The sequence below is a fragment of the Streptomyces lateritius genome, from assembly GCF_014649715.1.
Taxonomy (GTDB): Bacteria; Actinomycetota; Actinomycetes; order Streptomycetales; family Streptomycetaceae; genus Streptomyces; species Streptomyces lateritius.
The window spans coordinates 46,784-59,444 of the sequence record NZ_BMTO01000009.1 but is presented as its reverse complement, the minus strand read 5'-3'; the positions used below and the strand labels follow the sequence as shown (position 1 = coordinate 59,444).

At 72.7% G+C, this 12,661-nt stretch carries 10 protein-coding genes and 1 pseudogene; 1 reads left to right on the top strand and 10 read right to left on the bottom strand.

From position 1 onward, the window contains the following. Positions 1 to 169 precede the first annotated feature (169 nt). The 10 genes and pseudogenes from IE136_RS19435 to IE136_RS19395 all read right to left on the bottom strand — a co-directional run bounded on the left by IE136_RS19435 (position 170) and on the right by IE136_RS19395 (position 11,362). Positions 170 to 451: an HU family DNA-binding protein gene (locus tag IE136_RS19435; protein WP_017237029.1), complete on the bottom strand. Its 282-nt coding sequence runs from the start codon at positions 449 to 451 to the stop codon at positions 170 to 172. A 308-nt stretch (positions 452 to 759) separates the two neighbouring features. Continuing rightward, positions 760 to 2,196 (bottom strand): NAD-dependent malic enzyme, encoded by a 1,437-nt coding sequence (locus tag IE136_RS19430; protein ID WP_158987785.1) that lies wholly within the window; start codon positions 2,194 to 2,196, stop codon positions 760 to 762. 385 nt (positions 2,197 to 2,581) lie between these two features. After that, positions 2,582 to 4,948 carry a HelD family protein gene (locus IE136_RS19425; RefSeq protein WP_189600957.1) on the bottom strand — a complete coding sequence of 789 codons (2,367 nt, stop codon included), beginning with the start codon at positions 4,946 to 4,948 and terminating at the stop codon, positions 2,582 to 2,584. A gap of 61 nt (positions 4,949 to 5,009) precedes the next feature. Next, positions 5,010 to 5,909, bottom strand: coding sequence for an anti-sigma factor family protein (locus tag IE136_RS19420; RefSeq protein WP_189600956.1), 900 nt, complete (start codon positions 5,907 to 5,909; stop codon positions 5,010 to 5,012). After that, positions 5,906 to 6,499 (bottom strand): sigma-70 family RNA polymerase sigma factor, encoded by a 594-nt coding sequence (locus tag IE136_RS19415; RefSeq protein WP_189600955.1) that lies wholly within the window; start codon positions 6,497 to 6,499, stop codon positions 5,906 to 5,908. Before IE136_RS19415 ends, IE136_RS19420 begins: the two co-directional genes overlap by 4 nt. A 76-nt stretch (positions 6,500 to 6,575) precedes the next feature. Next, positions 6,576 to 7,151 carry a CGNR zinc finger domain-containing protein gene (locus IE136_RS19410; RefSeq protein ID WP_189600954.1) on the bottom strand — a complete coding sequence of 192 codons (576 nt, stop codon included), beginning with the start codon at positions 7,149 to 7,151 and terminating at the stop codon, positions 6,576 to 6,578. A 72-nt stretch (positions 7,152 to 7,223) separates the two neighbouring features. Next, positions 7,224 to 7,393, bottom strand: a pseudogene (locus tag IE136_RS35810) (GNAT family N-acetyltransferase); the annotation flags it as partial. Between the two features lie 71 nt (positions 7,394 to 7,464). After that, positions 7,465 to 8,604: a uroporphyrinogen-III synthase gene (locus IE136_RS19405; RefSeq protein WP_158987794.1), complete on the bottom strand. Its 1,140-nt coding sequence runs from the start codon at positions 8,602 to 8,604 to the stop codon at positions 7,465 to 7,467. Between the two features lie 75 nt (positions 8,605 to 8,679). Then, a complete protein-coding gene (locus tag IE136_RS19400; RefSeq protein ID WP_158987796.1) occupies positions 8,680 to 10,044 on the bottom strand; it encodes a nitrate/nitrite transporter in 1,365 nt (454 codons plus the stop codon). Between the two features lie 214 nt (positions 10,045 to 10,258). Further along, the gene (locus IE136_RS19395; protein WP_229818965.1) at positions 10,259 to 11,362 is read right to left on the bottom strand and encodes a LysR family transcriptional regulator; all 1,104 of its coding nucleotides are present in this window, start codon (positions 11,360 to 11,362) and stop codon (positions 10,259 to 10,261) included. Here IE136_RS19395 and IE136_RS19390 point away from each other — a divergent pair. Next, positions 11,361 to 12,644, top strand: a complete 1,284-nt coding sequence (locus IE136_RS19390; RefSeq protein ID WP_229818964.1) for an MFS transporter — start codon at positions 11,361 to 11,363, stop codon at positions 12,642 to 12,644. The genes IE136_RS19395 and IE136_RS19390 overlap by 2 nt on opposite strands. Positions 12,645 to 12,661: the final 17 nt, after the last annotated feature.

The window sequence follows — 12,661 nt, the reverse complement described above, 5'->3', positions numbered from 1 at the left end:
GCGCTTCCCCGGCACACGGGCCCGTACAGGCGCTTCTTCCCGGGCCCCTACGGGCCTGTGCCGGCGCTTCTCCGGCCCGTACAGGCCCCTGGAGGCCCGTACAGAGGCAAACGAGAGGGCGGCCACCCCCTGACAGGGTGGCCGCCCTTTCTACTGCCTACAGGCTGCCTTACTTGCCCTTGGCGGCTTCCTTGAGCTTCGAGCCCGCGGAGACCTTCACGCTGTAGCCGGCCGGGATGTTGATCGGGTCGCCGGTCTGCGGGTTACGAGCGGTGCGAGCGGCACGGTGGGTGCGCTCGAAGGTCAGGAAGCCGGGGATGGTGACCTTCTCGTCGCCCTTGGCGACGACCTCACCGACGGTCTCGGCGAGAGCGGCCAGCACGGCGTCGGCGTCCTTGCGGGTCACCTCGGCGCGGTCGGCCAGGGCGGCCACCAGCTCACTGCGGTTCATGTTGTTACTCCCGTGTTCTTCTTGCCTGTGAGGCGTGAGATCGAAGCCGATGCTGCCAGGGCCCTCGGACAGTCCCCGGACCCGGGTCTGCTGACAGACCCTCGCGCCCGAATAGGCATCCTGCCCCCACCAGCGGCGGGAACGCCAATCCGGCACCCTCCGGGGTCACACGAAAAGCGCCACGGCCTCTGACGTGGTGACGTTCCGTCGACTCCGCGGAAACTCTTTGGAGCCGAACCGCCACCCTAAAGGCGGGTTTACGGCGCGGCGACTCGCGACGCGCCGTCCCCGGGCGGACGTGGTGCCGGTCACAGCCCCTGGGTACCGCTGTCCGCGCCCGCTCCGGCCGCCTTCGCGGCGTTGCGAACGGCACCGGCGACGGCGCCCGCGACCTTGTCGTTGAAGACGGAGGGGATGATGTAGTTGGGGTTCAGCTCCTCCTCGGTGACGACGTCGGCGAGCGCGGTGGCGGCGGCCAGCATCATCTCCGTGTTGACCGTGCGGGACTGGGCGTCGAGCAGGCCGCGAAAGACGCCGGGGAAGACCAGCACGTTGTTGATCTGGTTGGGGAAGTCCGAGCGTCCGGTGGCGACGACGGCGGCCGTCTGGCGGGCGATCGCCGGGTCGACCTCGGGGTCCGGGTTCGCGAGCGCGAAGACGATCGCACCCTCCGCCATGGCGGCGACGTCGTCCGCGCCGAGCACGTTGGGGGCGGAGACACCGATGAACACGTCGGCGCCGGCCACGGCCTGCTTGAGGGTGCCGGTGACGCCTTCGGGGTTGGTGTTGTCCGCGATCCAGCGCAGCGGCGTGCCGGGAGCGGCGTCGACGAGGTCGGGGCGGCCGGCGTGCACGACACCGTGGATGTCGGCGACGACGGCGTGCTTGACGCCGGCGGCGATGAGCAGCTTGAGGATGGCCGTACCGGCCGCGCCGGCGCCGGACATCACGACACGGACGTCGCCGATGCCCTTGCCCACCACGCGCAGGGCGTTGGTGAGGGCGGCGAGGACGACGATCGCGGTGCCGTGCTGGTCGTCGTGGAAGACGGGGATGTCGAGGGCCTCGCGCAGCCGGGCCTCGATCTCGAAGCAGCGGGGGGCCGAGATGTCCTCGAGGTTGATGCCCGCGAAGCCGGGGGCGATGGCCTTGACGATCGCGACGATCTCGTCGGTGTCCTGGGTGTCGAGGCAGATGGGCCACGCGTCGATGCCGGCGAAGCGCTTGAAGAGGGCCGCCTTGCCCTCCATGACCGGCAGCGCGGCCATCGGGCCGATGTTGCCGAGGCCGAGGACGGCGGAGCCGTCGGTCACGACCGCGACGGAGTTGCGCTTGATGGTGAGGCGGCGGGCGTCCTCGGGGTTCTCCGCGATCGCCATGCAGACCCGGGCCACACCCGGGGTGTAGATCATGGAGAGGTCGTCGCGGTTGCGGATGGGGTGCTTGGACGCCATCTCGATCTTGCCGCCGAGGTGCATCAGGAACGTACGGTCGGAGACCTTGCCCAGCGTGACGCCCTCGATGCCGCGCAGCTGCTCGACGATCTCGTCGGCGTGCGCGGTGGAGGTCGCGGCGATGGTGACGTCGATCCGGAGCTTCTCGTGGCCGGAGGCGGTCACGTCGAGGCCGGTGACGGAACCGCCGTGGGACTCCACCGCCGTGGTGAGCTGGGAGACCGCGGTCCCGCTCGCGGGAACCTCCAGCCGGACCGTCATCGAGTACGAGACGCTGGGCGCCGTTGCCATGGCCGAGTTCCTCTGCTTTCCCTGAGCTTCGTTGCTACGCCACCCCGGCTGGTCGCCCGGCGGCGCCCTCCGATGGTCGCACCTACCTGCCGGTAGCAGGTAATACGGTCATTTTGTTTTCGGAAAGTATTTTCCACCATACGAGAAACGGCGGGCAAACAGAAGAGGTCCGTGTCACCCGGGGGTGACACGGACCTCTTCTGTGTCTACGTCAAGTGGCACCGACCCGCCATGCTCGCCTCGCGGCAAGTGGTCCCTCTGAGGGACGAAGGTTGGGCCCGGGGGCTTGGATCGAGCCGGTGCCACCACAAGGCTAACAAACCACCCTGGTAAGTGATTCCTCCCGCGCGGGTTGACCTGAATCAGCCCCCGTGAGCCCCCGCCCTCACTCCCTCAGGAGATCCGGGACACCGTCCGCGTCCGGTACGTCCCGGGCGCCCGAGATCACCGTCAGCTGCTGGGTGGCCCGGGTCAGCGCCACGTACAGCACGCGCAGCCCGGCCGGGGACTCGTCCGCGATCTCCGCGGGCGAGACCACCACCGTGGCGTCGTACTCCAGGCCCTTGGCCTCCAGGGAGCCGAGCGCCACCACCCGGTCGCCGAGACCGGCCAGCCAGCGGGCGGCCTGTTCGCGCCGGTTCATGGCGACCACGACACCGACCGTGCCCTCCACCCGCTCCAGCAGCCGGGCCGCCTCCGACCGTACGGTTTCGGCCAACTCCTCCTTCTGGCCCACGGCGACGAACCGCGGCTCCACCCCCGTGGAGCGGACCGCCCGCGGCGACTCCTTGCCCGGCATGGCGAGGGCGAGAACCTTGGCGGCCAGCTCGGCGATCTCCGCCGGGTTGCGGTAGTTCACGGTCAGCTCGAAGCGGCGGCGCGGCCGGCTGCCGAGCGCCTCGTCCCGGGCCTCGGCCGCCTCGTCCGGGGTCGACCATGAGGACTGCGCCGGGTCGCCCACGACCGTCCAGGTCGCGTGCCGGCCGCGGCGCCCGACCATCCGCCACTGCATGGGCGTGAGGTCCTGGGCCTCGTCGACGATGACGTGCGCGTACTCGACGCGCTCCGCCGCGAGCCGCTCGGCCCGCTCGCGCTGCGTCTCCTCGCGTACGGGCATCAGCTCCTCGAGCCCCGTCAGCTGGTCCAGCGGGTCGTACTCCCGCTTCTTGCGGGGCCGGGCCGGGGCGCCCAGGAGGGTGCCCAGCTCGTCGAGGAGCGCCACGTCGTGGACGGACAGGGCGTCGCGGCGCAGGGAGCGCGCGAGGCGCCGGACCTCGCCCGGGTTGAGGATCCGCCGGGCCCAGCGGCCCAGGCGCTTCTCGTCGGCCATCGCGTCGAGTACCCGGCGCGGGGTGAGCTCGGGCCACCAGGCGTCGAGGAAGGCGAGGAAGGAGTCCTCGGTGGAGACGTCCTCGTCGAAGGAGGAGCGCAGCTCGGCGGCGAGCTCGGGGTCGCTGTGCCGGCCTACGGCGCCGGACTTGGCGTACAGCGCGTCGAGCAGCAGCCGGCGCGCGCGCGGACGCAGCAGGTTCACGGGGGCGGAGCCGCCGAGGACGTTGTGCCGGATGCGCTGGAGCTCGTCGGCCTCCAGCTCCAGGCGTCGGCCGAAGGCGACGACCCGCAGGCGGGTGGGGGTACCGGCGGGGGCCGGGGCGGCGTCCTCCTCCTCTCCGAAGGAGAGCTGGCCGGAGCGGTCGCCGGGGGCCGGCTTCGGCGCCGGGGTCTCCAGGGCGCCACGGGCCGCCTTGCGCAGGACGGCGACCATGCGGGAGGAGCCCTTGACGCGGGCGACGGCCGGATCGTCGTACGCGGTGGCCTCCACGCCGTCGACGAGCGAGCCGAGGGCGCGGATGGCGACCTGGCCCTCCTCGCCGAGCGAGGGCAGCACGCCTTCGGTGTACGAGACGAGCAGCGGGGTCGGGGAGACGATCAGGATGCCGCCCGCGTACCGCCGCCGGTCCTGGTAGAGCAGGTAGGCCGCCCGGTGGAGGGCGACGGCGGTCTTGCCGGTGCCCGGGCCGCCCTCGACGTACGTCACGGAGGCGGCGGGGGCGCGGATGACCAGGTCCTGCTCGGCCTGGATGGAGGAGACGATGTCCCGCATGGTGTGGCTGCGGGCCTGGCCGAGCGCGGCCATCAGGGCGCCGTCGCCGATCACCGGCAGCTCGCGCCCGTCGAGGGTGGCCTTCAGCTCGGGGCGCATCAGGTCGTCCTCGACGCCGAGGACCTTGCGGCCCTTGGAGCGGATGACCCTTCGGCGCACCACACGGCCCGGGTCGACCGGGGTGGAGCGGTAGAAGGGGGCCGCGGCGGGGGCGCGCCAGTCGATGACCAGCGGCGCGTAGTCGGAGTCGAGGACGCCGATCCGGCCGATGTGGAGGGTCTCCCCGATGTCGGCGTACTGATGGGTGCCGTCGGACCGCACGGCGTCCTCGGCGGGCTCGACGGAGGTGTACGCGCCGTCGGGCCCCTTCTTGCCGTCCTTGCCGTACAGCAGGTCGATCCTGCCGAAGAGGAAGTCCTCGAACTCGTTGTTCAGCCGATTGAGATGGACGCCGGCCCGGAAGACCTGGGCGTCCCGTTCGGCGAGTGCGCCGGGCGTGCCGACCTGGCCGCGCTTGGCGGCGTCGTGCATCAGGAACTCCGCCTCGTGGATCTTCTCCTCGAGACGGCGGTAGACCTGATCAAGATGTTCCTGTTCGACACCGATCTCGCGGTCCCGGACCGTATCGACGGCTTCCTGCGCGGCCACCGAGGCCCCCTTCTGATGTGCACTGGGCAGCCGTCGAGCTTATGCCACGCGGGGGCGTATGTCAGGCGTCGACCTCCACCAGAGAGGTGCCGTCGAAGGTCCGGACCTCGAAGTGGTCGATGTCGCCCCGGTCCATGGCCGCTCCGCCGTGCACGTACAGCGGGTTCCTGGCGCTCTCCTGGGTGGCGCCGGGGATGCCGTACCCCCACTTCGGCACCGCCCAGGAGGTGACGACCTCCTCGTCGCCGGTCTTGGAGACGGCGACGAGCCGGCACTTCAGGGGGCCCTTGACGTTCTTGAGCTCCAGGACGGTGTGGGTGCCCCAGCCCTTCTTCTCCATGCCGACGGTGGCGCTGACCTTGGTGACCGGGTCGGTGGCCCCGATCTTCTCCTCCATGTGGCGGAAGAAGGCGTCCTCGGCGGGGCTGGTCGGGTGGGGTTCGACGGCCCGGTTCTCCTTCTCGCCGCTGGAGGTGGCGACGACGGCGACGGCGGGGCCGCCGACGACGAGGACGGCGACGGCCGCGACGAGGGCGAAGGCGCGGCGGCGCGAGCGGGCCCGCCGGGCGCCCACCTCGTCGATGAGCCGTTCGAGGAGCTCGGGCCCCGGTCCGGGGGAGACGGCCGCGACGGCGGGCTCGGGGGTACGGGCCGGGGGCGCCGACCGCGCCGGTGCGGGTGGGCGGGGCGCGAAGGCGTCGAAGGCTTCGTCGGCGTACGGGTCGAGGGGAGCGGCGGGATCGACGGCGTACAGGCCGGGGGCCGTGCCCGTGGAACGCGGGTCGGGGGCCGGAGCGGGTCCCTCCGCCAGCATCGCCAGCATGGGCTCCATGCCGGCGAATTCCTCTACGTGCGCGGCGCACACGTCACAGCCCGCGAGATGAGCTTCGAACGCGGCGGCGTCGGCGGTGTCCAGGACGCCGAGCACGTACGCACCTGCCGCGTCATGTGGCGTCGTCATACCGTTACCCCCCTCTCCTCCAGCGCGAGCTTCATCGAACGCAGTGCGTAGAACACCCGGGAACGCACGGTCCCGGCCGGTATGCCGAGGGTCTCGGCCGCCTCGTTGACGGTACGCCCCTTGAAGTAGGTCTCGACCAACACTTCCCGGTGGGCGGGGGTCAAATCGTCGAGTGCGTCAGAGAGCGTCATCAGCCACAGCGCCTTGTCGATCTCGTCCTCCGCGGGCAGGACCTCGAGCGGTGACGGATCGACCTCCTGCGGCCGGGCCTGCCGGCTTCGGTGGCCGTCGATGACGATGCGCCGGGCGACCGTCACCAGCCAGGGTCTGACAGAGCCGGTCGCCCGGTTGAGCTGACCGGCGTTCTTCCAGGCACGGATGAGCGTCTCCTGCACGACGTCCTCGGCGCGCTGGCGGTCACCGGCGACGAGGCGAAGCACGTAGGCGAGCAGGGGCCCGGCGTGCTCGCGGTAGAGAGAGCGCATCAACTCCTCGTCGGGGACGGCGGGTCGGAGGCGTCTCTCCTCGCTGCGATGCCGGGCCCGATGCGGACGGTCATCGGCCACGGCCGCATCCTTGCGCACCTGCACCTCCCGGTCGAGCCCCTGTGGTCGCCAAGTGGTACGCGGCGCGGGCGGGTTGTGCTCAACGCGGAAGCGAATTTTTTCAGGCCGTCACCTTTGCGCGGCGGGCTGCCCGATGCCGGGCAACGCGTTCCCGGTTACCGCAGGTCTCACTGGAGCACCAGCGGCGTCGGCGCCCGCGGGAGGTGTCGAGGTAGCAGCGGTGGCATCCGTCACTCTCACACCGTCGGAGCAGGGCGCGTGCGACCGGGTCGGTGAGCAGGTCGACGGCGTCGCGGGCGACGGCGGCGAGCAGGGCCCGGCAGTCGGGTGCGTCGCCCGGCGCCCGTACGAGCAGGCCACTTTCGGTCCGTACGGCACGGGGCGCCGGGGGCGGGGAGGCGGCGGCGAGGGTGTTGAGCCGTTCCAGGGCCAGGTCGGCACGGCCGGCTTCGGCGCACCCGCCGTCGAGCTGGGCGTCGACCAGGGCGGTGACGCAGTCGCGCAGTTCGCTGAAGCGGGCGACCCATTGGGCGTCGAGCGCGCGCAGTGCCGCGCCGGCCGGGACGAGTCCGGTGGTGTGCAGGAAGTGGCCGAGCGCCGCGATCGCCGCGGTGCGGTCGAGCGGCTGGGCGGCCAGGTCCAGGCAGATCCGCCCGGAGTCGAACCGTACGGTCATGTCCCTGTCACCACCTCGCGTTCGGAAGCCCTTCGGGCGCCCGACCAGAGTGCACCCGGCCGTCGTGCGCGACTAGCCCCTCGGCGGCGGGTTGTCGTGAAGGATGCGCTGGAAGAGGTGGTGGTCGCGCCAGGCGCCGTCGATGTGCAGGTAGCGGGGCCCGGTGCCGATCCGCTCAAACCGCTCTTGGCCAGGAGGCGCTGGCGGGCGTGGTCGGCGAGGGCCGTGCCGGCCTCGGTCCGGCCGGGCACCGGGCCACACCCGACGGCCGGCGGGCCACCACGCCACCCGCCGCCGCCCCCCAGGCGGCCCGCTACCCGTCTCCGTACTTCGAGTCCGCCGACGGGTCCAGCGCCAGCCGGTACCCCCGCTTCACCACCGTCTGGATCAGCTTCGGCGTGCCCAGGGCCGTCCGGAGCCTGGCCATCGCCGTCTCCACGGCGTGCTCGTCGCGGCCCGCGCCCGGCAGGGCGCGCAGCAGGTCGGCCCGGGAGACGACCCAGCCGGGGCGCCGGGCCAGGGTGTTGATCAGCGCCATCCCGGCGGGCGGCACCGGGCGCAGGCAGCCGTCGACGAGGACCGCGTGGCCGCGGATCTCGATGCGGTGCCCCGCCACCGGGAGCGTACGGGCCCTGGACGGCAGCTCCTGGCAGAGCAGCTGCACCAGCGGCCCGAGCCGGAAGCGCTCCGGCTGGAGCGTGTCGATGCCGTGCGCCTGCAGCGGCAGCGCCGTCACGGGACCCACGCACACCGCGAGCACCTCGTGCCGCAGCGCCGCCAGCAGCTCCGCCAGCACCCCCCGGTCCTCAGCCCGGGTCAGCAGCGACGCGGCGGCCGGGGCGCTGGTGAAGGTCACCGCGTCCAGGGTGCCGGTCAGCACCCCGTCGAGAAGCCGGTCGAGCGGGCCGAGGTCCTCCGGCGGCATCCACCGGTAGACGGGGACGCCGACGACCTCCGCGCCGGCCGCCGTCAGCGACTCCACGAAGCCCGGCAGCGGCTCCCCGTGCAGCTGGAGCGCGATCCGCCGCCCGGCGACGCCCTCGCCGAGCAGCCGGTCGAGGACCTCGGCCATCGATTCGGAGGACGGCGACCACGACTCGTTGAGCCCGGCCGCGCGGACCGCGCCCTTGACCTTGGGGCCGCGGGCGAGGAGCTCGACGCCCCGAAGGCAGTCGAGCAGCTCCTCGCCGTACCCCCAGCCGTCCGCCGCCTCGACCCAGCCCCGGAAGCCGATCGCCGTGGTGGCGACGACGACGTCGGGCGCGTGGTCGATGAGTTCCTTGGTCGCCGCGAGGAGGTCGGTGTCGTCCGCGAGCGGCACGATCCGCAGCGCGGGACCGTGGACGACGGCCGCGCCACGCCGGCGGAGGAGCGCGCTCAGCTCGTCCGCGCGCCGCGCCGCCGTGACTCCGACGGTGAACCCCGCGAGGGGACCTTGCTCTTGCTCGTACATGACGACCGAGCCTGACGGTGAAGCGTGACAGACTGGGTTCGCCCGTATTTCTTGGCCGTTACGGACCACCGTGGATCACACCTCGGCGTAACCGAGCCGCGGCTTCTCGCCCTCCGCGGCCTCCGCCGTCTCGGCCGTGTCCGGCACGGCGGCCGGCCGGCGAAGGTATACCGCCCAGGTCACGACGATGCAGGCGGCGTAGAAGAGCAGGAAGGCGACGAAGGCCGAGGTGCCGGTGCCGGCCGTCTGGAAGGACTGCCGGAAGGCGAGGTTGATGCCGAGGCCGCCGAGTGCGCCGACCGCGCCGATCAGGCCCATGGAGGCCCCCGAGAGCCTGCGGCCGTACGCCTCCGCCGCCTCGCCGGAGAGCCCCTTGCGGTGCCCCTGCGCGAGGAAGATCGCGGGGATCATCTTGTACGTGGAGCCGTTGCCGAGGCCGCTGAGGACGAAGAGTCCGATGAAGCCGACCAGGAAGACGGCGAGCGACTCCACGACCGAGGCGTAGACGACGATCCCGGTCGCGGCGGCCATCGTGACGAAGGTCCACAGCGTGATGCGGGCGCCGCCGTGCCGGTCGGCGAGCGAGCCGCCGACGGGCCGGATCAGGGAGCCGAGCAGCGGGCCGATGAAGGTGAGCGAGGCGGCCTGCAGCGGGGTCCGGCCGAACTGGGTCTGCAGGACGAGACCGAAGGCGAAGCTGTAGCCGATGAAGGAGCCGAAGGTGCCGACGTAGAGGAAGGCCATGATCCACGTGTGCTTGGCGGCCACGGCCTCCTTGACGGCGCCGGTGTCGTTCTTGACCGGGGCCAGGTTGTCCATGAAGAGCGCGGAGCACACCGCGGCGACCACGACCAGCGGCAGGTAGACGCCGAGGACGATCCGCGGGTGCAGGGCGCCCGCGGTGCCGATGACGAGCAGGCCGACGAGCTGCACGACCGGGACGCCGATGTTGCCGCCGCCCGCGTTGAGGCCGAGCGCCCAGCCCTTCTTCCGCAGCGGGAAGAAGGCGTTGATGTTGGTCATGGAGGAGGCGAAGTTGCCGCCGCCGACGCCGGTCAGCGCCGCGACCAGGACGAACGTGCCGTACGAGGTGCCCGGCTCCATCACCGCGAAGGCGAAGCCGGTCGGCAGGAGGAGCAGCAGCGCGCTGAAGATCGTCCAGTTCCGGCCGCCGAACCGGGCGACGGCGAAGGTGTACGGGATGCGGATGAGCGCGCCGACGAAGGTGGCGGTCGCGATCAGGAAGAACTTTCCGGCAGGGTCGATGCCGTACTGCGGTCCCATGAACAGGACCATGACCGACCACAGGCTCCAGATCGAGAAGCCGATGTGCTCGGAGAAGACTGAGAAGAGGAGATTCCGTCGTGCGATCCGCTCCCCCTTCTCACGCCAGAAGGTCTCGTCCTCCGGCTCCCACCGTTCGATCCACCGGCCGCCCATCACGTACCTCCACGGTGTCGGGTCCCGAGCGTCCAGATGCTCTGGACCTCTTGCGGCCGACGCTAGACGGGCAGCGTTTCAGACCGGTGGCGGGAAGTGACGGGTACGGAACCTTGCTCTCACCCGGCGCGGACGGCTGCTGTGAGCGCCCGGGGGCGGGGGTGGCCGTTCACGAGGGCACGGAGCGGCCGACCTCATGTCGTACGCCGCGCCCTCAGGCCGCCGGCACGCCCGGTTCCGCCTCCGGGAGCCAGGCGCCCTCGGGGCGCTCCAGCCAGCCCTCCCGCGCGCCGATCTCCGCCGCCGCCGCGCGCAGCGCGTCGAGCGCCGGGTGCCGTAGGCCCTTGCGCCACACCAGGCTCACCGGGGACAGCGGCACGGGATCGACGAGGGGCCGCAGCACGTGCCCCGGGATGGGAGGGAAGTCGACCACCACGAGGGCGGGGATGCCGAGCTTGGCCATGATCCGGCGGAACTCCTCCTTCCCCACGGCCATCGGCGCGCGCGGCGCCACGGCTATGCCCCGGCCCTCGAAGAGCCGGGCGGCCAGGTCGGTCCACTCACGCGTACGGTCGTTGCCCGCTGCCGCGTAGACGCTCTCGCCCGCCAGCGCGGCCAGCGGTACGGCCGCCAGGTCCGCGAGCCGGTGCCGCTCCGGCAGCAGCACCGCCATCGCCTCGTACCGTACGAACTGCGAGGCGAGTCCCGCCCGTTCGACGGCGCCGAGCCCCCCGAACCGGCCGAAGGACACGTCGAGGCCCCCGGCGAGGATCTGTGCCGCGGCCCCCGTGAGGCCGCTCTCGTAACGGGCCATCAGCTCCTGGTCGGGGGCGAGTTCGCGGGCCCGTTCCAGGACGCGGCCGTTCGCCAGGTCCGTGGTGTTGAGGTCGACGAGCAGCGGCCGGGTCGCCGCCCGGAAGGCGTCGGAGAGCTCGTCGCAGGCCGTCAGGACCTTGCGCGCGTACGGGAGGAGTCGCTCGCCGTCCGGGGTGAGCGCCACCTGCCGGGTGGTCCGGACGAAGAGCTCCACGCCCAGCTCCCGCTCCAGGCGCCGGATGTCGCGGCTGAGCGCCTGCTGGGCGACGTAGAGCCGGGCGGCGGCGCGGGTGAAGTGCAGCTCGTCGGCGACGGCGGTGAAGGCGCGCAGGAGCCGGGGCTCGATCTCGTACGAAGTGGGCACCCCGTATTCAACAACGCGGGCGCGTGAATGGCCACGGAGCAGGTGTTGGACCGCGCGACCCGCCCGGCCCGAACCTTGATCCATGCCGTCCAGACCGTCCACGCCGTCCAGCCCGTCCACGCCGTCCAGCCCGTCCATGCCGCAGCCGCGCCTCGCCCCCAGCCTCGCCCTCACCCCGGCGGGTCCCGCGCTCGCCCCCCGTTACCGCGAAACCCGCCCGTCCACCAACCCCTACCTGCGGCTCTTCGCCCTGCCCGGCACCCGCGCCTTCACCCTCGGCAATCTGCTCGCCCGCCTGCCGATGGGGATGTTCAGCGTCAGCGCCGTGATCATGATCGCCGGCGCGTACGGCTCGTACGCGCTGGCCGGTGCGGTGACGGCGACCGGGCTCGCCGCCACCGCCCTCGTCGCACCGCGGACGGCGCGGCTCGTCGACCGGTACGGACAGGCCAGGGTCGCGGTGCCGGCCACCGCGCTCGCCGCGCTCGGCTCGCTCGCCCTGCTGCTGTGCGTGCACTACGAGGCGCCGGCCTGGAGCCTGTTCGTCGCCTACGCGGCGACCGCCACCACGCCCAACACCGGCGGCATGTCCCGCGCCCGCTGGGCCCACCTCCACCGGGGCGACCCGGCGTCCCTGCACACGGCCAACGCCTTCGAGCAGGCCGCGGACGAGCTGTGCTTCATGCTGGGCCCGGTCCTGGCCGCCTTCCTCTGCGCGGCGCTGTTCCCGGAGGCGGGCACGCTGATCGGGGCGGTCCTGCTGCTCACGGGCGTCCTGATCTTCGCGGCCCAGCGGGCCACCGAGCCGCCGCCGGCCCCTCGCGCCACCACGGCCGCCGGCTCCCTGGTGCGGGCGCCGGGGATGACGCCGCTGCTCGGCGTCTTCCTGGCGACGGGCGCGGTCTTCGGCGCGCTGGAGGTCGCCACCCTGGCGCACGTGGACGGCCCTCTGGCGGGTCCGATCCTCGCCCTCCAGGCGGCGGGCTCCTGCGCGGCCGGTCTGGTCTACGGCCGCACGGGCCGCTCGGTCCGCCTCCGCAGCTGCCTGGCGGCGATGGCCTGTCTGATGACGCTGCCGTTCCTGGGGGCCTCCTCGGGCTCCCTCCTCGCGCTGGCGGCCGGCCTGCTGGCGGCGGGCATGGCGACCGCCCCGACGATGGTGACGGGCATGTCCCTGGTCCAGCGGCTGACACCGCCCGGCCGCCTCAACGAGGGCATGACCCTCGCGGTGACCGCCCTCCTCGGCGGCATCGCCGTCGGCTCCGCCACCGCCGGCTGGACCGCCGACCACGCCCCGGCGACGACCTACGCCTTCCTGGCCTCGACGGCCTCGGCCGCCCTGGCCCTGCTTCTCTGCACGGCGACCAGGGTGGGGGCTCCGCCGGACGGCGGGCCTCGGGCCGGGAGCACGGGCGCATGACGAAGGCCCGGCGGTCG

Bases quoted from the DNA above. Each gene is read 5' to 3' on its own strand.
- IE136_RS19435 (WP_017237029.1), bottom strand. From the start codon at position 451: ATGAACCGCAGTGAGCTGGTGGCCGCCCTGGCCGACCGCGCCGAGGTG.
- IE136_RS19430 (WP_158987785.1), bottom strand. From the start codon at position 2,196: ATGGCAACGGCGCCCAGCGTCTCGTACTCGATGACGGTCCGGCTGGAG.
- IE136_RS19420 (WP_189600956.1), bottom strand. From the start codon at position 5,909: ATGACGACGCCACATGACGCGGCAGGTGCGTACGTGCTCGGCGTCCTG.
- IE136_RS19410 (WP_189600954.1), bottom strand. From the start codon at position 7,151: ATGACCGTACGGTTCGACTCCGGGCGGATCTGCCTGGACCTGGCCGCC.
- IE136_RS19405 (WP_158987794.1), bottom strand. From the start codon at position 8,604: ATGTACGAGCAAGAGCAAGGTCCCCTCGCGGGGTTCACCGTCGGAGTC.
- IE136_RS19400 (WP_158987796.1), bottom strand. From the start codon at position 10,044: ATGGGCGGCCGGTGGATCGAACGGTGGGAGCCGGAGGACGAGACCTTC.
- IE136_RS19390 (WP_229818964.1), top strand. From the start codon at position 11,361: ATGCCGCAGCCGCGCCTCGCCCCCAGCCTCGCCCTCACCCCGGCGGGT.
- IE136_RS19395 (WP_229818965.1), bottom strand. From the start codon at position 11,362: ATGGACGGGCTGGACGGCGTGGACGGGCTGGACGGCGTGGACGGTCTG.